Source organism: Mesotoga prima MesG1.Ag.4.2 (assembly GCF_000147715.2).
In the GTDB taxonomy this organism is placed as follows: Bacteria; Thermotogota; Thermotogae; order Petrotogales; family Kosmotogaceae; genus Mesotoga; species Mesotoga prima.
Window position 1 is genome coordinate 1,545,315 of the sequence record NC_017934.1, and the last position, 22,563, is coordinate 1,567,877.

A 22,563-nucleotide genomic window follows, 5' to 3' on the forward strand; every position below is an offset into this window, starting at 1 on the left:
TTAGTAGAAAATCATGCCCAGGAGGTTTTTCATATGAGCAACGAAGAGATTCAAACTTTCCTTAGTAAAGATCCAACGATTCAGGACCTTCGTCGTTATGCAAAGATGATGGGGATCAACTTGAAGAGAACGATGAAAAAGAAGGATATCACTCGCGTCTTAAAGAAATTTGCCCAGAAGAGCAGGCAGACGTCGAGCACTACTACTGCAAAGAGCAGTCCCTCAGAAATACTTCGCCCATCTAAGCCTGTAGATGCCCAAATTCCTTCATCGTATTCACGTGACTTTGTCGTAATTCACCCGGTCAATCCCTACTGGGTTTACGTGATGTGGGATATGTCCAGCTGGACTGCAAGAAGCGTTTCAGATCATTCTTCAAAGCTTCTAGTGAGAGTGAGTGACATTACAAACATTATCTATGACGGTAAGAACGCTCACAGATTCAAGGAGGCCAACATCTCCCCCGATGCCGGAAACTGGTACTTCCAGGTAGATTTTCCCGATGCAGACTACATTGCCGAGATTGGGTACTACGTCGGTGGCAACTTCAACAGTGTTTTAAAATCGAAAATCACCAGAACACCTAGAAATTCGCCAAAATTTTCCGATTACGAAATCTGGGTAGACCTCAAAAAGGGATCGAGGAAAGAGTACAAAGCATCTCATGAAGAGCTCGTCTTCGAACGCGCGACTAAGTCTTCTGGGCCAACAGGCAATCCATCTTCTGAGGAGTTCATTAAAACTATCTCGAAGAGCAAGAGCGGGAGATGATTGAATGGAAAGAGGCAGATTGATTCTCATGCTCCACGCACACTTGCCCTTCATAAACCATCCTGATTTTCCAAGCTTCATGGAAGAAAGGTGGCTTTTTGAAGCAATTACGGAAACATACATTCCTTTGCTTCAAGTATTCAGAAGGTTAAAAGATGACAGTGTGAACTTCAGAGTGACAATGAGCATAACTCCACCTTTAATGGAGATGCTTGCCAATAGAGATCTGCAGAAGAAGTACATCAATTATCTAGATTCATCCATCGAATTGGCCGGGAGCGAGATTTCGAGAACGGTCTCGGAGCATCCAGCTGCGAATAGACTAGCCTTACACTATTTGAAAGAGCTCCAGGAGATAAAAAGCGTTTATGAAGAGTGCAACAGAGACCTTGTTGGAGAGTTTGCCCAGCTCCAGGAAAGCGGAGAGCTGGAAATCGTAACGTGCAACGCTACTCATGGTTTTCTTCCCCTTATGACAAACTTCCCGGAGACAATCAATGCGCAAGTTGAAATCGGGGTGCAGTCTTACAAGAGACATGTGGGAAAGGATCCGAGAGGAATCTGGCTTGCGGAGTGTGGATACGTGCCTGGCTTCGACTCCTACCTGCGCGAACATGGTCTCTCGTTCTTCTTCGTCGATTCGCACAGTTTCTGGTACGGGGATCCCGCTCCAAGATACGGAGTGTACAGACCAGTGGTTACTCCGGAGAGTGTCTTTGTATTTGCAAGAGACCCCGAATCTAGCCAGCAAGTTTGGAGCGCTGAGGTAGGTTATCCCGGAGATGCCAGATACAGAGAATTTTACAGGGACGTTGGATTCGATCGTGAAGAGGACTATATAAGACCCTACATAGATCCGAGTGGTGAGCGGTGCAATACTGGCATCAAGTATTACAAGATAACGGGGAAGGATGTAGCTCTGAACGATAAGAGCTACTACGACATCGATGATGCAAGAAAGGCAACGATCGAGCATGCAAGAGATTTTGCAAATAGAAAGAGAGAACAGGTGAGAAGGCTTTCCAAGCAGTTCGATGGAGAAGAACCCGTCATCGTTGCGCCGTTCGATGCCGAGCTTTTCGGACACTGGTGGTACGAAGGGCCCCTCTTTATTGAAGAGCTATTCAGAGAACTAAATGGAGACGAAACCGTTGTTCCATCGACACCACCCGAAGTGATTGAGTCCATGGAACAGGCGCAGGTTGTAACCCCAAATACATCGACATGGGGAGCGAACGGTTACAATGAAGTTTGGCTGAACGGTAGGAATGACTGGATATACAGGCATCTCGACGAGGGTTCTAGGAGAATGATAGAGCTTGCAAGGAAGTATGAGAGAACTGAAGATCCTCTCAAAATTAGGGCCCTAAATCAGATGGCGAGAGAGCTTCTCCTTGCTCAGTCAAGCGATTGGGCTTTCATAATAACTACCAACACAACTGTAGAATACGCAGTCTTCAGAACAAAGACTCACATCGACAGGTTGCTGACGCTTTACAGAGAGATCGAGAGTGACTCGATCGATGATCACAGGTTGAAGACCCTTGAATGGATTGACTCGATATTTCCATACCTGGATTTCAGGGTTTACGCAAAGCAAGTTGGTTAGTTACATCGGCCATCTTTCTTGATATCGTGCCGATTACAAGAGCATATTTACTATGGTATAATTCGTGAAGCCGGGGGAGGCAAAACCTCCCCCTATTGGTTGTAGAGTATTAGGTACTTGGAGGGAGTTGAAAACTAAATGCCAAACAGAAAATCGAGAGGAAATTCTAATTTCATGAAATCCGTTCAGCGGCCGATTGTGTGGGCCGTGGCCATACTCTTTGGAGTTGGAATAGTCTGGTGGTCGGTTGCCCAGTATCTTGGAGGGAGCTCCCAGGGCAATGAGCAGGGCACCGGTACGGAGATCAGTTTTACCGAAACTGTCGGAGGGCTTACAAAAGACGGTACCCCTCTCTCAAATTCAGATTACTGGATCACTTATTCAGAATACGAAACGTCTGTGCGCGACACACTTACGAATCTTCGGAGTCAGGGTTACAACCTCGATCCATACTTTGAAACTGAAAACTATCCCAGCGAAATGGGAATCAGATATGATTTGTTCAAGTCATTGATAGATCAGAAGACACTTCTTTTCTACGCGACAGAGAACGGTGTCCTTCCAACTGCGGAACAGGTCGATGCGGAAACCAATAGAATCGTCGATGAATACGTGGCAGACGAGGAAACAAAATCCGCAATTATTTATCAGTACGGTTCGGTGGATGCTTTCTCTGAACTGGTAAGAGACTACGTGGTAACACAAATGCTTGCAACTAATGTCACGCAGAAAGCTATTCCCGACATGGAAGAGAGATTTGAGAACTACGTCAACGAAAACATGGAAGATCTGAAGATCAACTATGAGAAAGTTGATGCAAACCACATTCTCGTCTCGGATGAAGCCAGTGCGGTTGAGATTAAGTCGATGATAGACAGCGGTGAGATTTCGTTCACCGATGCCGCGACTCAGTTTTCTATCGATACCGACACTGCGATAAACGGTGGAGCCCTTGGTGAATTCGGAAGGGGTCAGATGGTGCAGGAGTTTGAAGATGCCTCGTTCGATGCTACGCCCGGTCTTGTAATAGGCCCTGTGGAATCGCAGTTCGGCTACCACTTGATACGGGTTAACAGCAAAACAACTTTCGACACTTTCGAGGAGTTTGCCAGCACTTCTGCCTATCAGACTGAGCTAGGCCGCTTTGAAAATGAGGAGTTCAATAAATGGATAGCCGACTATCGTCAACAGAACAACCTCTCATATACAATCAACGATCCGGATTTGCAGATGTACGCCAGATACGACGAGGCAATTTCCGACCCAGAAAAGTCAAGTGCGCTTCTTGAGGAGCTCGAGAAAGACTACTTCGACGAATCCGGCAATCTCCTGATTGGAGACTCGTATCTTCCCGTTGTTTTCTACACCGAACTCGCCGAAAACGAGATAACGAAGCTTAGAAACCAGATATTTGATCTTGAAGATCTTCAGGATTTACTGTTGACTCTGCCTTCTACGGCCACTTCGCTGACGATCGATGAAATTGACAGCCGGCTCGAGACGATCCCATCTACAGATACGGAGGCCAGAAGTGTTCTTACCGACGCGAAAAGGGCCAAAGAGTACATGAGTGAATTCAACGTAGAGACTCCTGAAGAAATTGAAGAGGCTCTCACGGAGAAACGTAGTTTGCTTGACAGCAAGAACTTGCGATTCGAGAATTCGGTGCGATACCTTTATTCTGTGATGCCAAATTCAGCGAGAGTGATTAACTACATGTACCAGATCGACGGTGATAATCCCGAAGTGGTATACATGTACAACGAGACTTCTTATAACACGAACATAAGGCCTCTTCTCGAAAGCCCCGAGCTACTCGACAGCTATCTTGAATATTATGGACAGTACTTCGGCGCTCAGGCAAGATCACTTCTCCTGGATTCTCCAATTCAGGGAATTGAAAGCGATCTTAATCAGAAGGTTATCAACTCCACCGAAGCAGCTACGGATCTCAAGATGAGCGCTCTGTACCTCCTTGTGGATATATATGAAAAGATGGCGAACATGGAGCAGAACGAGCAGCTAACGCAGATATACCTTCTCAGTGAAAAGCACTATCTTGAGAAACTTGCCGAACTCTATCCCGAAGACGAAACTATAAGATCGCTCATCGAAACAATAAAATTCCAGATTTCCGAACTCAATGCTCAGAATAACGTCGATGCAATTCCAACAGCTGACGCTACTTCTACTGAAACCTCGACTGAAACGCTTATCGACACTGAGATAGGTACAGGCGAACTGGAAGTTCCTTTGGGTAATGATGAGCATTCTTCTATCGGAGACGTTGATTTAGACGTGAATTTCGATAGTGAAGGAGCTACTGAGACTGTTAACTAGCAGAACGAAGGGTGGCTTACGCCACCCTTTTCTGGCTGGGGCGGCAGGATTCGAACCTACGGATGTCAGAGCCAAAATCTGATGCCTTACCAACTTGGCTACGCCCCACAGCAAATAGATTCTAACATCGACGATTTGTGGTGTCAATGATTTGGAGTGATTCTATGGCTGACCACGAGATTTTTGTAAAGGAATTGGGCAAGAAGATCCATGTGACGAAAGAGACTTCCTTCTTTGAACTTTCGAAAATGTGCGGCGAACTCCACAAGGCTCCCATAATGGCTGCTAAATCTGGAAACTCTTTAATAGAGCTTTGTAGAAATGTAAACGGCGAAAGCGAAGTGGAATTCATTGATCTCTTTTCTCTCGATGGAATAAGGATCTATACCAGGGGAGCTCTGTTCATACTCTTCATTGCAATCAGGGAGCTATTCGGTTCGGCACAGTTGAATGTACACCACTCCAGAGGAACGGGACTAGTCTGCAATATTGAGGGAATAGAAAGCACTCCCGAGAATCTCCTCCAAATCGAAGAGAGAATGAGAGAGTTAGTCAAAGAGGATATCGTTTTCGAAAAGGCCACGCTGAGGAAATTCGAGGCAATACGGCTTTTCAGTGAAGATGGACAGAGAGACAAGGCTCTGCTCTTCAAATACAGAAAGAAATCGACCGTCAATATCTACAGATGTAAGGGATTCATAAACTACTTCTACGGTTATATGCCTTACTCGACCGGAGCTATACTGAATTTTTCCCTAATACCCTATGGAGATTATTTTATACTGAATCTCCCCGACACAAAACAGCCTGACAGGTTACCGAAGTTCGTCGATCAGCCAAAGATCTCTACCATCTTCCTCGAACATGAAAGGTGGGGCGAGATCCTCGGAGTGAAAACTATTGGAGAGATAAACGAAATAATCAGCAAGGGCCCAAGAGAGATTCGAGAGATAGTGAATATTACGGAATCCCTCCATGAAAAGAAGATCGGTGCTATCGCAGACCAGATTGCCAAACATAAGGAACCCAGTCTGATTCTCATAGCAGGTCCTTCGAGTTCCGGAAAGACAACCTTCTCAAAGAGGCTGATGCTTCATCTCAAGGTACTCGGTATGAATCCCGTGCAGATATCGATTGACGATTACTTCGTCGACAGAGAAAAAACTCCGCTTGACGAGAACGGTAATTACGATTTCGAATCGATACATGCTCTTAACATCGATCTGTTCAACGAACAGATCTCGCAACTCTTGGATGGCAAAGAGGTCTTGCTTCCCAAATTTGATTTCATGCTTGGCAAGAGCGGCTTCCATGACAAACCCATCAGAATCTCCGAGGGTCAACCGGTGATCATAGAGGGAATTCATGGCCTTAATGAATTGCTAAGCAGCTCCGTTCCAAGACACAGGAAATTCAAGATATATGTCAGCGCCCTGACGCAAATGAATCTCGACAGTCTGAACAGAATACCAACTACGGACGTCAGATTGCTGCGCAGAATAGTGCGTGACAACAGATCGAGAGGTCACTCGGCGCTTGACACGATGCGCATGTGGCCAAGCGTGCGAAGAGGAGAGGATAAGTATATCTTTCCCTTTCAGGAAGAGGCAGATGTCATGTTCAATTCTGCCATAGTATATGAACTGGCAGCGTTAAAGGGATTTGCAGAGCCTCTACTTGTACAGATTGATGATTCCGTACCTGAATATATCGAAGCTAAGAGGCTTCTCAGGTTCATTGATTACCTGCTTCCAATGATGAACCTCGAGGATATTCCGAGAACCTCCATTATCAAGGAATTCATTGGCGACAGTGTATTCGGTTCCTTATGAGGTGAAGCCATGCAAGGTGTAGACAATGAGACAAGGAAAGCTGTCCTGAACAGACTGAAAAGAATCGAGGGCCAGATTAGAGGGCTACAGAAAATGGTTGAAAATGACAGAGTCTGCGGTGATATTCTGACGCAGGTGTCGGCAGTCAACTCTGCACTCTCGAAAGTATCAGAAATGATAGTCAAAGGTTATACGAGGAAGTGCGTAATTGAGGCCAGTAAATCTGGTCAGATCGAAGAGCTTGACACTCTGATCGAGAACATAATTAAACTTAGAGGAGTTTAGATGATTCAATACGGTGACAGCATTCTGATAATGCTTGAACACGAAGAGGCGAAATACTTCTCTGAGGTGAAGAGAGGCAGTGTCCTAAAGACACATTATGGAAACCTGATAATGGATTCTCTTGTGGGAAGAGAATTCGGAGAGAAGATTAGATTGGGGCTTCGGGATGCCTTCCTGATAAAACCATCAATGATTGACGGCATCTTCTCTTTGAAGAGATCAACACAGATAGTGTATCCAAAGGATGTCGCGTTTATCTTGTTATATCTCGACATAAAGCCGGGCGATGTTGTTTATGAAGCCGGAACGGGGACGGGTGTAATGACTTCGGCCTTTTCTCGAGCGGTATGTGAGTCGGGCAAGGTGGTATCATACGAAAAGAGACAGGATTTCTTGGAAAAGGCGCAGAAGAACGTTCGCCATCTTGGCCACATAGAACGGGTGACGTTCGTATCTGGGGATGTTGCGGAATGCAAAGAAAGTCAGAAAGCCGACGCCTTCTTTCTGGATGTTCCCGAACCCTCCGCTTCCCTTGAGAGCGCAGTATCCATTCTTAAGAAAAGTGGCAGGATCTGCATTCTCTGCCCGACAGCTAATCAGGTTCAGGAGACTGTAACGATTCTAGGAACACTGGGAATCATTGATATCCAGGTGTGGGAAATACTTGCCAGAAGCTATAAGGCAAACCCCGAAAGATTCAGACCTGAAGATAGGATGGTCGGTCATACTACATACCTGGTGTTTGGCATAAAAGTAGAGGGGAGGAAGTTAAATGGAAAAGAATAGAGTCCTAAAGATATTGTTGACTGTCTCAATCCTGGTTGCAGTTTTCTTTCTGGGCGCACTTTCATCGATGACAGACGATGAAATGTTCGAGAAGTTCAGCCCCGTTTTCGAGATTCTTACGTACATCGATCGCAACTATTACGACATTGAAAAGGTAGATTATGACGCAATTTTAAATGAGACTTTGACAGGAACGATGCGTGGACTAGACGATCCCTTTGCATGGTACTTTGACCCGGTTCAAACTAAGGAAAACGAACTGGATACCACCTCCAAGTACGGTGGGATTGGCTCTACTGTGCAGTACAACATTGAGTTCGATTGTCTAGAAGTGGTGGCCCCGATGGCCGGAAGCCCTTCCGAAAGAGTAGGCCTTAGAGCAGGCGATTTGATTCTCACGATTGATGGAGTGCCAGTATCGGAAGTTGGTTATTACGGCGCAGTGAATATGCTGAGAGGAGACCCCGATTCCCAGGTAGTTCTTGAGGTCTATAGAGAATCCGTAGAGAATCCTTTTTTTGTAGAGATCACAAGAGCCTTCATAGAGATTAAGAGTGTCAAGACGGAATTGCTTACTGTTGAAGATACCGAAATTTCTTACATTCAAATAACCGGTTTCAACGCGCCAACTTATGATGAATTCCAGGATGCTCTGAATTTGAGCAGAGAGAGTGGGGCGTTCATTATCGACCTTCGTAACAATCCTGGCGGGCTATTACAGAGCGTTTTGAACATATCATCACTGATGCTTCCAAAGGGTAAGAGAGTAATAACGATAAGATATAGAGACGGTCAGGAAGAGGTTTACAATTCCTGGGGATCAAGATATAATTCCTACTTCACAGACAAGCCGATTGTTGTGCTTGTAAACGATGGCAGTGCTTCTGCTTCAGAGATACTCACGGGGGCACTTAAGGATCACGGACTGGCAACGGTTATAGGAACGACAACTTTCGGGAAGGCAGCAGTTCAGACAGTATTTAATCTCTCGAACGGAGGAGAAATATGGCTTCCAACCGCGCATTATTTTACTCCGAATGGAAGTGATATTCACCTTCAGGGAATAGAACCAGACATAATTGTTGAAGCCGGTGAGCAGGCTCCCAGTGAGGACGGGAGAGAGCTGACGCTTTCAACGGCTACTGTAGATGTGGAACACGATCTTCAACTTTCGAAAGCTATCGAGACTATTCTCGAGAAACTGGGAGTTAAGGTTGTAAATTGAAGATAGCAAGTGTTTCAATACTGATTTCGCTCATCGCACTGATTTGTGGGCTTCTCGTAATTGTATACATGAATTTTGAAACAATTCAGAATGTCGGGAGCCGGAGAGCGACTCCCGACTTCTTTCTCAGAAACAACTTTATACCTTTGCTTGAGAGATTCAAAAATCATCTCGAAGAGACAAAGGAATTCAGCTCTGTTCTTCAGCAGCTAGAGAGAGAAGGTGTCGGACCCTGGATCATGTCGGCTGAAAAAGGTATTAGAACGTTTACCTGCCCCTACAAGGAAGTCTTCTCTAGGTTGCAGACTCTCTTCTACATTGAAACGGGCAAGAACGGTATAAGAGAACACGAGACAGTAGAGTTTTTCGGTAGCACGGTAACTAGAATGGAGTCCATCGATTACGGAGCTTTCCGACTTACTTATCTGCCTGGTTACACGCTTGTCATGGAGTCAGACTACAATTCATTCCTGAAAGAAGGATTCAGGTTTTACAGAGTACATTTTATGCACTCTATAAGTCCCGGGAGTTTTGTCTCAGACGTCTTTGCCGGAAGTGGTCCTGTTGTCGTTTTAAGAGAGGGCGGCGTGATCAACCAGTCCTTCATTGAAACTGTGGAGCGCTACTCAATACCATATCTTCCGGTAAGGTATTTTCTGATAAAAGACTGAAGCGATTAGCAAAAAAGATGTTTCTTCATTTCAAAGTTGGTATACTTGAGATGCTTTTCTAAGGACAAGAATATTCGATGGTGAGTGATGGTTAGTTGTTGAGATTGAGTGAATTTGTCATTAGACACCGTGTTGCCGTCATAGTTTTTTTTGTTATACTTGGCGCCTTCGGTGCATATCTTTCCACGAAGCTGAATATCGATTCAGATCTACTCAAGATACTACCCAAAGACAATCCTGTTGTGAAACAATACAATCGTTTCATTAGCGGGGATACTTCTGGAGACGTTACATATATCGTACTCCAAACTGACGATAAAACTGAAAAGGGCATAGAGAATCTGATTTCTGCAGGCAGGCAGATTTATGAAACAGCCAATGAAATGAAGAATATCGAATCTTTCGTGAGATTCGATGTTATGTCAGATTTGGGGCCACTCGGGCTTCTTATGGTAGATCCCGCTGAACTCTCTTCAATGAGAAGCCGAGACCAGGACCTCTCTAGAACGGTTCAAAGCCTAGTCAATTACGATTTTTCAGCTGTCCGCAGTATAGGTCAGATGCTTGTTGAATTTGAGGAGCTCAGAGGGCTCCTGGGGAATTCCCCGCAATCCGACGAATTCTGGAATTTTGTAAGGTTGCCGGAAACGATCCCAACGAACGATCCAATGGTCCTGGTAATGGGTATAAGACTTGATGGTCCTTCTTCGGACGTGTCTTATGTAAACAGAGTCATACCCCTTCTGAGACGGTGGGTAGGAGAGATATGCAGTTCATATGGTTTGTCTTTTGGCATGGCAGGCGATCACTTCGGGACGTACGATTCAAACAAGCAAGTTAACGATGACTTCATGCTCACCACGATTATCTCTCTTGTGGGAATATCTCTTCTCTTCTTTTTTGCCTACTCAAGTCTCAAGATTACTCTCTATGTCTTCTTTTCTCTGGCAATTTCCATGTTTATCACTCTAGGGATTTCCTATGTTGTTTTCGGATCCCTCAACATAATAACTACTTTTGTCACTGCGATTACCCTTGGCCTGGGAATAGACTACGGAATTCATATGATCACAAGGCTTTCCGATGGAGCGTCAAAGCAGAAGAACGCGGTCGCTCTGCTGAGAGATGCATATGGTGCACTTACCAGACCGCTTCTGGCGAGCATGATAACGACTGCGCTGGTATTCATAATTCTTGCCGCAATCGACTCGCCCGCCATAAGAGAACTCGGGATTCTTTCATCGATTGGGATCGTAGTCTTCTTTGTTGTGATGATTGTCTTTCTTCCTGCCTTATCAATCAAGACCCTCATTAATTCAACAAAGGTTGCAAACATACATCTCCTTGATCGATTCTTTCAGAAGATTTCCAGAGTAATCATAAGGTTCGGAGTCATCTCGGGAGGAGTTGTTTTTGCGTTGATCCTCATACTGAGTTATCTGGGACTGAATAACATCAGGAGCTTTTCCTACACGCCTCCTGGTTTGATGTCACCCGACTCTGAGCAAGTGGCGATTCCGAACCTCATCGAAAGGACATTCGGCGGCAGCATAATAAACACGGTTCCTTTCATACTTCCCGATCTTGATTCGTTGAGAAAGGCGCACGAGGAGATCGATCAGAATCCTAACTTCAAAAGCTCATTCTCCATTCTTTCAATTGTTGAAGGAGGAAAGGGAGATTACATGAGTCAGATGGAGCAGGTAGTGAGAGAGATCGACGCACTGCGAGACTCACCGCTTGTTGAAGCGGTATTCAAGAAAGCAAACTACTATGACTTTATCGTCGAGTTGCTCGATAGGGCTGGGACTGTGGAGAGCTCCGATGATCTAATAAGTCTTGTTACTGAAGTAATCCCGGAGAGTCTAAGAGATCAGTTGCTTTACTTAGGTGGCGATGAAAAGACTTACTTTCTGTTGAACTCCGAGCCGTCATCGTATATATATAGGAACAATGTTATAAAAATAATATACGACAGTCTAAGTCCGGAACTTAAGGAGACCTTTGGGGGATATCCAAAGGTCTTCTATTATCTGATGGATCTTGTAAGGCGAGTTTCACTTTCAATATGTCTTGTCGCTTTTCTAGCGATCTTTGTAGTTGTGGCGGCGGAGAGAAAGTCCTTAATCGACGGGTTCAAAGTACTCCTTCTTATGATAGGTATTTTGATGTCCATGTTTGGTTTGATGGAACTGCTGGGCGTTGACACAACCTTTGTCACGGTAATTTCCGCTCCTTTGATAATAGGTATTGGGGTCGACGGTCTTGTGTACGTTATGCATAGTTCTAAGAGGAAAGGAAATTCCGAGCTATCAAAAACCATTAAATCGGTAACCATGTCTTCGGCCACAACGATGCTCACCTTCTTTTCATTTGTTTTTGCAAAGGGGAAGCTTTTGAGCGCGTTCGGTATCAGTCTCGGGGTTGGTGTTTTGGCCGCACTGATTGTTGCAACTTTTCTTGTTCCCGTGCTACCATGGAACAGCAGAGAGAAGATCGGAGGTTGAGACATGCCATTACATCTTTTAGTGGCCTATTATGTAGTTGATCATGCTTTTGTGAATAACAAGAAACTGGCAAAAATGGATGACAAGAAGTTCTGGATGCATTTTGTATGGGTTGTTCTTGTCTTTCTTGCTTTCACTTTCGATGTCTTTTTATCGAATCCGCTTGGAATTCTTATTCTAATACTGTCCATAGGTTTGACGGTCACTCTTGATATGGGACGAAAGAGACTTTCCAACGAACTGATAGAGATAATTGCATTCTTCCTTTTGCTTTTCTTGACATTGCTTGGAAGAAGTTTTTTGATTGAATCCTTCGTTACCGTGGAGTTTTCCTGGTATCTGATGGGAATGCTTCTGACAACGGTAGGAGTAACCTATTTTCTTCGGGGAAGGATTATAAAGGAAGAAGCGACTGATTCAATTGGAATTGCCGAGAGAATGTCTATATTCATCTTTATTCTCGCAAATCAATGGACCTGGGTGATAATATCCGTAGCCGCGGGGCTTGCTTTCCGGGCTGTGTTTTCGAAAGAAAAGAAGACTGAATGGATTATCAGTCCCGTTGCGGGAGTGCTTATATCATACTTGTGGCAGTTGCTGATGAGGGGCATTCTGGGTTGACCTATGCAATAGGGGATATTCATGGTTGCCTTTCGCCTTTGAAAAGACTCATTAGTGCCCTTGATCTCAAGGATGACGACTCGCTTGTTTTCATAGGAGATTATGTGGACCGCGGTCCTAATCCCAGAGGAGTTATCGACTTTCTCATTGCGCTTTCAGCGAATTACGAGTGCCACTTCATTCGCGGCAACCACGAGCAGATGTTCCTAGATTACTTGAATGGCGTTCAGGGTTCCACAATATGGGCATATAACGGAATGGAGACAACGATAAGAAGTTACGGAACCATAAGATCCATTCCCGAATATCACATCGAGTTTCTCAACAACACAGTTCTGTACTATGAAGAGAAAAGCTTCATCTTTGTTCATGCAGGAGTCAGACCGGGAATTCCTCTGAAGAAGCAAGATCCAAAAGATCTCCTTTGGATTAGAGAACCCTTTCTAGAGAGCAGCTACCCGATTAAGGGTCGAACGGTTGTCTATGGCCACACGCCATTAATAAGTGGTCCACTCATTCAAGAGGGCAAGATCGGTATCGACACAGGTTGTGTTTACGGTGGCTTCTTAACGGCTTACAGAGTTGATGACAATTTCTATCTTTCCGAAAGGCTATGAATGTCCGTCACAACAAAAGAGCGGAAGAAAGTTCTTCCGCTCGACTAATTAATTTGCTCTCCGTTCAGACTATCAGGGATAGATACCTCTAAGCTTCGTCGCAAGAGCGACTTTCTCTATTGCATCAACGTATGCGGCAGTTCTCATATCGATACTGTATTTGTTCATTGTCGATATTACAGAGCCAAAAGCCTCTTTCATTATCTTATGCAACGCTCTCCTAACATCTTCTACATCCCAGAAGTAATGCTGAAGTCCCTGTACCCATTCGAAGTATGATACCGTTACTCCACCTGCGTTTGCAAGGAAGTCCGGAACAACAAAGATGTTGTTTGCAAGAATCATATCTTCGGCTTCAGGGGTCATAGGACCATTTGCACCCTCAACAACTATCTTCGCCCTGACGTTCCTCGCGTTTTTTTCAGTAATCGCGTTCTCGAGAGCAGCAGGGACAAGGATATCCACGTCGAGACTGAGAAGATCTTCATTGCTGATCTTCTGCCCCTTGGGATAACCTTCGATTACTCCGTTGTTCTGATCTCTGTAGGCCATCAGATCATCGATGTCGAATCCGTCGGGATTGTATAGGCCGCCTGAAACGTCGCTCAAGCCAACCACTCTAGAACCCATCTCTTCAGCAATCAGTTTTGCCGCGTAGGAACCGACGTTCCCGAAGCCCTGAACGGCCACTTTTGCCTTCTTTGGATCCATGTCTTTGTATCTAAGCGCCTCTTCAGCAACAACCCTTACTCCGCGGCCTGTGGCCTCTGTTCTTCCCTTTGACCCTCCGATTTCCAGTGGTTTTCCCGTAACGATTCCCAGTACGGAGTGGCCGATGTTCATGGAGTACGTATCCATGTACCATGCCATTATCTGCGCATTTGTATTTACATCGGGTGCTGGGATGTCTTCTCCTTCACCGATGATTATCTGAATCTCTGAGAAGTATCTCCTGGAGAGTCTCTCAATCTCGTTTATAGAAAGTTCCTGTGGGTTTACACAGACCCCACCCTTTCCTCCCCCATAAGGAATGCCTACAACCGCGCACTTCCATGTCATCCAAAAAGCAAGAGCCTTAACTTCATCAAGGGTAACGTTCTGATGATACCTGATTCCTCCCTTTGCCGGACCCCGGGCGACGTTATGCTGAACTCTATGCCCTGTGAAAACCCTGATTTCACCGTTATCCATTCTGACAGGAAAGTTTACCGTAAGCTCTCTCTTCGGAAAGGACAGGACCTGCCTCATACTTTGGCTAAGATCCATCACATCGGCTGCCTTATTGAATTGCTTTAACGCATTTTGAAACAAACTAGTTTCGGCCACAAGAATACCTCCTCAATTTAATGATCCTCAAATGAATTCTATGACCATCTCGAATTCTTCTCAAACCTAAATATCGGCAAAAGACAGCATCTACGACTAATTAACGTACCCTAGGTAACCTTTTCGGTGCCACTTTCCTGTATGCTAATCGCCAATAAAAAAGGCGAGGATATCCTCGCTTCTGGTACCCCCAGAAGGAATCGAACCTTCATCTGCGGATTAGGAATCCACCGTTCTATCCGTTGAACTATAGGGGCACAACGTCAGAATTATAGCATTACGCTCCATCCTTTTCAATCGCGTTCTGATAAAATTGATTCAAACGGGGCGCGTGAAAGCTTTTTTGGAAGTCAGCTTCAATTGACAAGCCCAGTCCAGGGATCTTGAAGTAATGAGATTGAAAACAAAGGGCCTTCCGATGCCTAAATGTCTGAGAGGTGAATGAAGTTGAACAACGTTGTTGCTCTCGAATCAACCGTGATAGCCCACGGTCTTCCAAGGGGTGTCAATTTCGAGACTGCTCTAAACATGGAGAGGGCAGTCAGAAAAAATGGCGGTGAACCGAAGACTATTGGAATTCTCAACGGAGAAATAATCGTTGGTCTTCGGGAAGAGCAGATAATGAGGCTGGGAACGGCTCCCAATGTTTTGAAGGTCGGAACGGCTGAAATTCCCTACGCCACAGCGATGAAGAGAGATGCAGCGACCACGGTAAGTGCCACGATGGCAATCGCAAAGAGAGATGGTATTTCGGTCTTCGCTACTGGAGGCATTGGTGGAGTTCATCGTGGTAAAGACTGGGATGTCTCTCAAGACATTATCGAGCTTTCCCGAACCAGTATGATCGTTGTATCGGCTGGTGTAAAGAGCATCCTCGATGTCCCTAAGACTCTTGAGTTTCTCGAGACTTTTGGTGTCACTCTGGTCGGTTACAAAACGGACTCATTCCCACTATTCCATTGCTCCAGAAGTCCCTATAGAGTCAACCTCACGATAAATTCACCGGAAGAGGCTCTGCTGATTCTAAAAGAGAAAGAGAGACTGGGGATCGATGGTGCGGTGCTTGTAGCGAACCCTATCCCAGAAACCGATTCGATGGATTACGACGACCTTTCCAGGTTAATAGAGACTGCTCTGTCAACTGCCGAAGCTAGGGGGGTATCCGGTAAGGCTCTGACACCGTTTCTCCTAAGCACTATCGCTGAGTTATCAAACGGCAAGACTCTCGACGCGAACATCTCTCTTTTGATAAACAATGCGGCCCTTGCTGGACAAATAGCGGGGAGCTTGGGAGCCGAACTATAATGGCATATTCACTTAAGGGAGGCAGAGTCTACTCGGTACCCGACGGAAGATATGTCACCCGAGATCTCTACATTAGCGAAGGCATAATTTCTGAAGTACCGGCAAAAGATGCGATAGAAATAGATGTAAGCGGTAAATTCGTCTACCCTGGTTTTGTGGACTCTCACGCTCATCTAATCGGAACTGGAAGAAAGGAGCTTGAAGTCGATCTCGAAAACTGTGACTCGGTAGAAAAGCTTGAAACGGCTCTGAATGTTGAACGCGATATCGTTCGAGCCCGGGGTTGGGATCAGGAGGTTCTTGGCTTCATGCCAGTAAGAAAGATACTTGATTCAATCATATCTAGACCAGTAATAATTACAAGAAGGTGCGGTCATATCGCCTCTGCTAATTCGGCTTTCATAAAGCTCTTTAGTCTCGAACGACTTCATGGACTGGACGGAACGGACATTGATCTCGGGATCCTTAAAGAGAGGGCACTTGATGAAGTCGAAAGAAACGTATTGCTAACTTCTGGAGAAGTAGAGGCTGCAATCGAAGCAGGAACAAAGGCCTTCTTGAAATACGGCGTGACCTCAGTGCACAGCGATGACTACCACGGGATAGAATACGAACTCCTGATGCAAAGACTCGCAGGCATTGTCGATCTAAGAGTTTACGAGAAATTTTGTGTATCGCGAGAAGAAGACATCGAAATGATACTACTCGGCCGACAGTTCGAAAACGAATTCTTTCAGTTAAATGCGGCAAAACTCTATCTCGACGGTTCGCTTGGAGCGAGAACGGCGGCTATGATTGAACCGTACTATGATTCTCCCGGGGAAAGAGGCGTGCTCTATAAGAGCGCGAAAGAGATTAGACCGATTGTGAAAAGGGCGGATGGGGAAGGGATTCAGGTTTGCGTTCACGTAATCGGCGATCGTGCCCTCGAAGAAGCACTGAAGGCCTTCGAAGGATCGAAGAGTGAAACGCTTAGGCACAGATTGATTCACGTTCAGATCGCCTCTGAAGAGCAAATCCGAAGGATGGTAGAAGAGAAGCTCACTGCATCTATTCAGCCAGTCTTCGTTGATTCCGACAAATTGATAGCTCCGGAAAGATTCGGCCCTTCTCGCTTGGAGAACGCATATCCATTTGGAAAGATGAGAGATATGGGTGTCCTTCTTGCATTGTCAACGGATTCTCCCGTGGAGAGTACGTCAGTGATTAGAAATCTGAACTCTGCAGACAGATACTTTTCGAGAAGGGAAAGCATAGAAATGTACACTTCGAACGGGCATCTTCTGGCCAATAGTTGCAGAGGCTGCTCACTTGAACCGGGTTACCCGGCAGATCTCTTTGTTATCGATGCTGACTTATTGAAGACCAATGAAGACAGGTTTTCGGATATGACATTCGTAGGAGGAAGATTGGTCTTTTCACTGAGTGAAATCGGCTGACAATCAAAAACCTATATTTTACATAAATGCTGACTAAACTTTCTTTACGTTTCATGTCCTAAATGTTAAACATAGGCAAACTCTCTTGAAGAATACCAGCAAAACTGCTAGAATTAATAAAGAAAGAGGCGGCGTAAAGCCGCCATATCTGGTGGGCTCGGGTGGAGTCGAACCACCGACCGCCCGGTTATGAGCCGGAAGCTCTAACCAAACTGAGCTACGAGCCCAGACACAGATTTGATTATAATATTCCTCATGGCTTGTGTCAAGAGGTACAGGAGATGGTTTAATGCTAAACAGCAGTTCTGTGGGTCTTCGGATATCTACAGATCCGGTTCAGGAAATGACTGTGAAGTATCCCCGAGTCCTTGTAATAAAGGCCGCATTTTGCCTTCTGAAAGACGGAAAGTCTATTGAACATAGAGATCTGGAAAAAACGTTACAGACCTTGCTATCGGGATAAGCACCGGCGATCGCTCGGTGCTCATTTTTCCCCCTCATGTTTGAGATGAAATGAAAGATTCATTATGTCGGAAGGTGTGAGGCCGGGTATTCTCATAGCTTGGCCAACAGATGCAGGTTTGGTCTTCTTCAGTTTTTCTTTTGCTTCCGTTGACAAATTTGATACGGCATCATAGTCCATAGTCGAGGGAATTAAATCCTCCTCGATCTCTTCGAGACGCTTAACTTCTGCCTTAAGTCGGTCGATGTAGCCGCTGTACTTGACTTCTATTTCAACTTGTCCGATAACATCGTCATCCAATATCGGTTCTGGATCAAACATGGAGATATCCCTGTAACCAACGCCGGCCCTCTTCAACAGCGAAGAAAACTTCACGGGCAAATCGATTTTTGAACTGCCCTTACTGATGAGCAGCTCGTTCAAGCCCTCCGAAGGTCTGACATTGATCTTCTGGAGCCTTATCAACTGAGTCTTTATTTCTCTGGTCAGACTGTCTACTCTTTCCTTAAACCAGGCAGGCACCAGCCCATATCTATAACCGTACTCGGTAAGCCTAATATGAGCGTTATCGTGCCTGAGAAGTAATCTATACTCTGCCCTAGAAGTCAGCAATCTATAAGGTTCATCGACACCTTTTGTCACAAGGTCATCAATCATCACTCCAATATAGGCCTCGGATCGGCTGAGCACTAGCTGCTTTTCTCCCAACAGTTTCGCCGAGGCATTTATTCCAGCGATGAGTCCCTGACCGGCCGCCTCTTCGTAACCACTCGTTCCGTTAACCTGGCCGGCAAAGTAAAGATTCTCGACTACTTTGCTCTCCAGGGTTGAGTAAAGTTGAGTGGGGTTAATGTAGTCGTATTCAATTGCATAAGCCGGTCGTACTATTTCTGCTCTGCCTAGTCCTGGAATTGTTCTTATCATTTCGAGCTGGGTCTCGTAAGGTAAGCTAGTTGAAAGACCATTCAAATAGTACTCGTTGCTGTAAGCGCTCTCCGGTTCGACGAAAAGTTGATGGCTGTCTTTGGAGGAAAACTTGATTACCTTGTCCTCGATTGATGGACAGTAACGTGGACCTCTCGAATCGATGAGTTTTAAGTCTCCATACAACGGAGAAAAATGCAGATCTCTCTTTATAATGTCATGGGTCTCTTTGTTCGTTCTCGTAAGCCAGCAAGGGTGATCGTCTTCCAGCACGTAAGGTTCGGAGAAATGTGAGAAACAAAGCGGAGTTTCGGAGGTTCCCTGACGCTCCATCTCGGCAAAGTCGATGGACCTTCCGGCAATTCTTGCCGGTGTGCCGGTTTTGAAACGCCTTACTTCAAAACCGATCGACCGCAGTGAACCGGTCAACTCTGTAGACGGAAACTCTCCAAGTCTGCCGGCTGGAAATTCATGAGGTCCGATAAATATCTTTCCACCAAGAAAAGTGCCGGAAGCCACAATTACTGAGCGAGCCGAGTATCTGAGGCCAAAATTGGTGATGACACCCTTTACGCTTCCTTTTTCAGTTTCTATAGCCTTTACTATTCCGCTCTGTATGAAGAGATTCTCCTGCATTTCCATGCTTCTCTTCATTGTCTGGCTGTACCTAATCTTGTCAACCTGAGCTCTCAACGCCCTAACCGCTGCACCTTTACTGGTGTTCAGAATTCTTATATTGAGTGATGCCTGATCGGTTGACTTTGCTATCTCGCCTCCCAGAACATCTATCTCTCTTACAACTATCCCCTTTGCAGGACCACCCATTGCGGGATTGCAGGGCGTCCATCCAACCGTATCAAGGTTGATATTTAGAATAAGAGTTTTCATGCCCATTCTGGCTCCGGCAATAGCCGCTTCAATACCTGCATGGCCGGCGCCTATAACAATTATGTCGAATTCGTAATCTCTTTTATTTGATCGCATAACATCACTCCTCTATCATAAGTATAGTACACAGAGAGGAGGCATGAAATTGCGAAAAGTCTGTTTCGTTGATACTACGATGAGAGACGCACACCAGTCACTTCTTGCTACGAGGGTTACTACCGGCGAATTGGCGGAGATAGCTCCTCTTGTTGATCGGGTTGGCTACCACGCAGTTGAGGTGTGGGGCGGGGCTACCTTCGACTCATGTGTCCGATACTTAAACGAGGATCCATGGGAAAGACTTGATATATTGAAGGAAAGTTTCAAGGAAACGAAGCTCCAGATGCTATTGAGGGGCCAAAACCTCCTGGGTTACAGAAACTATGCCGATGATGTTGTGGAATTGTTTGTGAGAACTATGGCAAAACACGGAATCGATATAGTGAGAATCTTCGATGCCCTTAATGACTTCCGAAACCTGGAGAAGTCGGCAAAGGCCGTCAAGGAAAGCGGGATGCACCTTCAGATAGCCATGTCTTATACAACAAGCCCAGTTCATAACGTCGAATACTTCGTAGAGATTTCCGACAAAGCGGTAGAACTTGGCGCAGACTCCCTCTGTATAAAAGACATGGCTGGCCTCTTGAAACCCGGAACCGCATGGACTCTTGTAAGCGAGATCAAGAAAAGGCACTCCATTCCGCTGGAAGTTCATTCTCACTTCACTACTGGCATTGCCGGTATGACCTATTTGAAGAGCGCCGAAGCCGGCGCAGACATTCTCGATACGGCAACCTCTTCAATGGGCTTTGGAACTTCACAGCCCGGGGTGGAAAGTGTCTGGACGGCGTTGCACGACTTGGGACTTGCAGATAAGCCGGATTACGTACTGCTAAAAGAGATAAACGATTATTTTGTTCGCGTTCGTAAGAACCATAGTGAAACCGATGCCGGTTTCACTATAAACACATCGGTTCTTGAAAATCAAATACCTGGGGGCATGTACTCCAATCTGATCAACCAGCTTAAGGCACAAAATATGAGTGACAGATTCGAGGAGGTACTCGAAGAAGTGCCCAGAGTGCGCGCCGATTTGGGTTATCCGCCCCTGGTTACACCAACCTCTCAAATAGTAGGTGTTCAGGCCGTTCTTAATGTCATGAACAATGAAAGATACAAGACTATAACAAAGGAAGTTGAAAGTTACATCAAAGGCTTCTACGGTTCGCCGCCCGCGGAGATCGAAAGCACGTTGAAGACTCGGGTGATGGGTGACGAGAAATCGATTTCGCATAGACCGGGCGACACTCTAGAGCCGGAAGTCGAGAAGGGCAGGAATGAACTGGGTCTCTTGGCCAATAGCGATGAAGATCTGCTTATCTATTTGCTGCTTGGGGAAGTCGGGAAGAGGTTTTTGACTCAAAGATACAATGACTCTTTGAGAGTCGATTTCGATGTCGCTAAGAATTTCAAAGAGGGAATAACAGTATATCCAGTTTAATTCGTAGTATTAACAATTTTTACCTGGAAAGAAGCATCATCATCATCGATTAGGGAAGACCAGGAACGAATGGACGCCTTCACGGAGAATGAAGGCGTCTTCTATCTGTAGTAGACACAGTAACACATCTTAAAATAAACGGAACTTTCTGATACAATTTATTCAGGCAGTACACCATTCTATCAAAGGAGGGTTTTGAAGATGAAAAAACTTGCAGCTGTTCTTCTTATGCTATTCGTGCTCTTGTCTTTTGCAGGGGCACAGCTTGTTATTTGGTCCTCAGAAAACCAGATCCCGGCACTTGAGAAACTGGCGGCTGATTTCGAAAGCGACTACGGTATTCAGGTGGAAATTCAACAAGTGAACTTCGGGGATATAAAGCCTAAGTTCCTAACCGCTGCTCCCGCAGGCGAGGGACCAGACATAATCGTTGGAGCCCACGACTGGGTTGGAGAGCTCGCTCTCAACGGCCTTATTGAACCGATCCCATTCCTTCCTGACTCGGATCAATATTACGAAGTTGCTCTCGATGCCTTCAGCTACGGGGGTAAGCTATACGGTGTTCCCTACACCATTGAAGCGATCGCGATAATTTACAACAAGGACCTGGTATTTGAAGAACCGAAGACAATATCTGAGCTAGAGGAGTTGGCGCTCGAGGCATCAGACGATGAAGTCGTAGGTCTGATTTATACCGCTGGCGACTTCTATCACTCTGCTCCTTTCATACTGGGCAGAGGAGGCTACATTTTCAAGGAAACGGCAGATGGCCTCGACGTAACCGATATAGGACTGAATAACGAAGGCGCAATTGCCGGTGGAAAGTTGATAAAATCATGGTTTGACAAGGGTCTCATTCCCGCAGGACCGAACTACAATCTGATGGACTCGCTTTTCAAAGATGGGCTCGCCGCTTTTATAGTGAACGGTATTTGGGCCACTCCAGGCTACCGTGACGCAGGAATTGATTACGCGATTCTTCCGTTTAGCGAAATCACATTTGACGATGGAACCACTCCGAGGCCGTTCGTTGGAGTTCAGGGATTCATGATTAACGCCAAGTCCAAGAACAAGCTTGAAGCGACCGAGTTTGTGGTAAACTACATAGGTAGCTTCGAAGGCCAGTATGGTATGTTCTTGGGAGAGAGAAGAGGAACGGCTAGAGCGGACGTCTTTTCCTTCATTGAAGCAAATGCTGGGCCAGAGCTCTATGATGTTCTCCAGTTTTCGAAGAGTGCTTCCGTTGGTACCCCAATGCCTAATGTTCCCGAAATGGCGAGCGTTTGGGGAGCGATGGCCGATGCACTTGGTTTAATCATTAACGGTCAAGACACCGTTGAAAACGCTTTCAATTCGGCGGTTGAAAAGATAAAGACCAGCATCGGAAATTAGTTGCCATATTTTATTCACATCT

18 protein-coding genes and 3 tRNA genes are annotated in these 22,563 nt (G+C 45.6%); 16 read left to right on the top strand and 5 right to left on the bottom strand.

Features of this window, described 5'->3' with window-relative positions:
• Nucleotides 1-33: 33 nt before the first annotated feature.
• The 3 genes from THEBA_RS07370 to THEBA_RS07380 all read left to right on the top strand — a co-directional run bounded on the left by THEBA_RS07370 (nt 34) and on the right by THEBA_RS07380 (nt 4,720).
• Entirely contained in the window at nt 34-771 is a 738-nt protein-coding gene (locus THEBA_RS07370; protein WP_014731079.1) for a DUF4912 domain-containing protein, read from the top strand.
• A gap of 4 nt (nt 772-775) precedes the next feature.
• Nucleotides 776-2,380 (top strand): glycoside hydrolase family 57 protein, encoded by a 1,605-nt coding sequence (locus THEBA_RS07375; protein WP_006486989.1) that lies wholly within the window; start codon nt 776-778, stop codon nt 2,378-2,380.
• A 138-nt stretch (nt 2,381-2,518) separates the two neighbouring features.
• Nucleotides 2,519-4,720 (top strand): peptidylprolyl isomerase, encoded by a 2,202-nt coding sequence (locus THEBA_RS07380; RefSeq protein WP_014731080.1) that lies wholly within the window; start codon nt 2,519-2,521, stop codon nt 4,718-4,720.
• 32 nt (nt 4,721-4,752) lie between these two features.
• Here THEBA_RS07380 and THEBA_RS07385 read toward each other — a convergent pair.
• Nucleotides 4,753-4,828 (bottom strand) — tRNA-Gln (locus THEBA_RS07385).
• A 56-nt stretch (nt 4,829-4,884) separates the two neighbouring features.
• Here THEBA_RS07385 and THEBA_RS07390 point away from each other — a divergent pair.
• From THEBA_RS07390 to THEBA_RS07425, 8 genes are all read left to right on the top strand, one after another.
• Nucleotides 4,885-6,552: a nucleoside kinase gene (locus tag THEBA_RS07390; RefSeq protein ID WP_006486992.1), complete on the top strand. Its 1,668-nt coding sequence runs from the start codon at nt 4,885-4,887 to the stop codon at nt 6,550-6,552.
• Between the two features lie 9 nt (nt 6,553-6,561).
• Nucleotides 6,562-6,837 (top strand): metal-sensitive transcriptional regulator, encoded by a 276-nt coding sequence (locus THEBA_RS07395; protein ID WP_006486994.1) that lies wholly within the window; start codon nt 6,562-6,564, stop codon nt 6,835-6,837.
• A complete protein-coding gene (locus tag THEBA_RS07400) occupies nt 6,838-7,623 on the top strand; it encodes a tRNA (adenine-N1)-methyltransferase (RefSeq protein WP_014731081.1) in 786 nt (261 codons plus the stop codon). It abuts the gene before it with no gap.
• Entirely contained in the window at nt 7,610-8,848 is a 1,239-nt protein-coding gene (locus tag THEBA_RS07405; RefSeq protein WP_014731082.1) for a S41 family peptidase, read from the top strand. Before THEBA_RS07400 ends, THEBA_RS07405 begins: the two co-directional genes overlap by 14 nt.
• On the top strand, nt 8,845-9,519 hold the full coding sequence (locus THEBA_RS07410; RefSeq protein ID WP_014731083.1) for a hypothetical protein: 675 nt from the start codon (nt 8,845-8,847) through the stop codon (nt 9,517-9,519). The genes THEBA_RS07405 and THEBA_RS07410 overlap by 4 nt, the downstream gene beginning before the upstream one ends.
• 98 nt (nt 9,520-9,617) lie before the next feature.
• Complete coding sequence (locus THEBA_RS07415; RefSeq protein ID WP_236609114.1) at nt 9,618-12,026, top strand: efflux RND transporter permease subunit; 2,409 nt, start codon at nt 9,618-9,620, stop codon at nt 12,024-12,026.
• A 3-nt stretch (nt 12,027-12,029) separates the two neighbouring features.
• The gene (locus THEBA_RS07420) at nt 12,030-12,647 is read left to right on the top strand and encodes a hypothetical protein (protein WP_014731085.1); all 618 of its coding nucleotides are present in this window, start codon (nt 12,030-12,032) and stop codon (nt 12,645-12,647) included.
• Entirely contained in the window at nt 12,644-13,264 is a 621-nt protein-coding gene (locus THEBA_RS07425; protein WP_014731086.1) for a metallophosphoesterase family protein, read from the top strand. The genes THEBA_RS07420 and THEBA_RS07425 overlap by 4 nt, the downstream gene beginning before the upstream one ends.
• 72 nt (nt 13,265-13,336) lie before the next feature.
• Here the strand turns inward: THEBA_RS07425 and THEBA_RS07430 are convergent, their stop codons facing one another.
• Both THEBA_RS07430 and THEBA_RS07435 read right to left on the bottom strand, forming a co-directional pair.
• The gene (locus THEBA_RS07430; RefSeq protein WP_014731087.1) at nt 13,337-14,590 is read right to left on the bottom strand and encodes a Glu/Leu/Phe/Val family dehydrogenase; all 1,254 of its coding nucleotides are present in this window, start codon (nt 14,588-14,590) and stop codon (nt 13,337-13,339) included.
• Between the two features lie 182 nt (nt 14,591-14,772).
• Nucleotides 14,773-14,847 (bottom strand) — tRNA-Arg (locus THEBA_RS07435).
• Nucleotides 14,848-15,037: 190 nt separating this feature from the next.
• Between THEBA_RS07435 and THEBA_RS07440 the strand changes: the two genes are divergently transcribed.
• Both THEBA_RS07440 and THEBA_RS07445 read left to right on the top strand, forming a co-directional pair.
• The gene (locus THEBA_RS07440) at nt 15,038-15,895 is read left to right on the top strand and encodes a pseudouridine-5'-phosphate glycosidase (protein WP_014731088.1); all 858 of its coding nucleotides are present in this window, start codon (nt 15,038-15,040) and stop codon (nt 15,893-15,895) included.
• Entirely contained in the window at nt 15,895-17,334 is a 1,440-nt protein-coding gene (locus tag THEBA_RS07445; protein WP_014731089.1) for an amidohydrolase, read from the top strand. The genes THEBA_RS07440 and THEBA_RS07445 overlap by 1 nt, the downstream gene beginning before the upstream one ends.
• A gap of 149 nt (nt 17,335-17,483) precedes the next feature.
• Here THEBA_RS07445 and THEBA_RS07450 read toward each other — a convergent pair.
• Nucleotides 17,484-17,561, bottom strand: a tRNA-Ile gene (locus THEBA_RS07450).
• Between the two features lie 62 nt (nt 17,562-17,623).
• On the opposite strand from THEBA_RS07450, the gene THEBA_RS14495 reads away from it, so the two are divergent.
• Nucleotides 17,624-17,797 (top strand): hypothetical protein, encoded by a 174-nt coding sequence (locus THEBA_RS14495; protein ID WP_006487012.1) that lies wholly within the window; start codon nt 17,624-17,626, stop codon nt 17,795-17,797.
• Between the two features lie 21 nt (nt 17,798-17,818).
• Here THEBA_RS14495 and mnmG read toward each other — a convergent pair whose 3' ends face one another.
• Nucleotides 17,819-19,705, bottom strand: coding sequence for a tRNA uridine-5-carboxymethylaminomethyl(34) synthesis enzyme MnmG (mnmG, locus tag THEBA_RS07455; protein WP_014731090.1), 1,887 nt, complete (start codon nt 19,703-19,705; stop codon nt 17,819-17,821).
• A 49-nt stretch (nt 19,706-19,754) separates the two neighbouring features.
• Here mnmG and THEBA_RS07460 point away from each other — a divergent pair, with 49 nt between their 5' ends.
• Both THEBA_RS07460 and THEBA_RS07465 read left to right on the top strand, forming a co-directional pair.
• Nucleotides 19,755-21,149: a pyruvate carboxylase subunit B gene (locus THEBA_RS07460; RefSeq protein ID WP_014731091.1), complete on the top strand. Its 1,395-nt coding sequence runs from the start codon at nt 19,755-19,757 to the stop codon at nt 21,147-21,149.
• Between the two features lie 201 nt (nt 21,150-21,350).
• A complete protein-coding gene (locus THEBA_RS07465) occupies nt 21,351-22,541 on the top strand; it encodes a sugar ABC transporter substrate-binding protein (protein ID WP_014731092.1) in 1,191 nt (396 codons plus the stop codon).
• Nucleotides 22,542-22,563: the final 22 nt, after the last annotated feature.

Coding starts and splice junctions, on each gene's coding strand:
- THEBA_RS07370 (WP_014731079.1), top strand. CDS start 34: ATGAGCAACGAAGAGATTCAAACTTTCCTTAGTAAAGATCCAACGATT.
- THEBA_RS07375 (WP_006486989.1), top strand. CDS start 776: ATGGAAAGAGGCAGATTGATTCTCATGCTCCACGCACACTTGCCCTTC.
- THEBA_RS07380 (WP_014731080.1), top strand. CDS start 2,519: ATGCCAAACAGAAAATCGAGAGGAAATTCTAATTTCATGAAATCCGTT.
- THEBA_RS07390 (WP_006486992.1), top strand. CDS start 4,885: ATGGCTGACCACGAGATTTTTGTAAAGGAATTGGGCAAGAAGATCCAT.
- THEBA_RS07395 (WP_006486994.1), top strand. CDS start 6,562: ATGCAAGGTGTAGACAATGAGACAAGGAAAGCTGTCCTGAACAGACTG.
- THEBA_RS07400 (WP_014731081.1), top strand. CDS start 6,838: ATGATTCAATACGGTGACAGCATTCTGATAATGCTTGAACACGAAGAG.
- THEBA_RS07405 (WP_014731082.1), top strand. CDS start 7,610: ATGGAAAAGAATAGAGTCCTAAAGATATTGTTGACTGTCTCAATCCTG.
- THEBA_RS07420 (WP_014731085.1), top strand. CDS start 12,030: ATGCCATTACATCTTTTAGTGGCCTATTATGTAGTTGATCATGCTTTT.
- THEBA_RS07445 (WP_014731089.1), top strand. CDS start 15,895: ATGGCATATTCACTTAAGGGAGGCAGAGTCTACTCGGTACCCGACGGA.
- THEBA_RS14495 (WP_006487012.1), top strand. CDS start 17,624: ATGCTAAACAGCAGTTCTGTGGGTCTTCGGATATCTACAGATCCGGTT.
- mnmG (WP_014731090.1), bottom strand. CDS start 19,705: ATGCGATCAAATAAAAGAGATTACGAATTCGACATAATTGTTATAGGC.
- THEBA_RS07465 (WP_014731092.1), top strand. CDS start 21,351: ATGAAAAAACTTGCAGCTGTTCTTCTTATGCTATTCGTGCTCTTGTCT.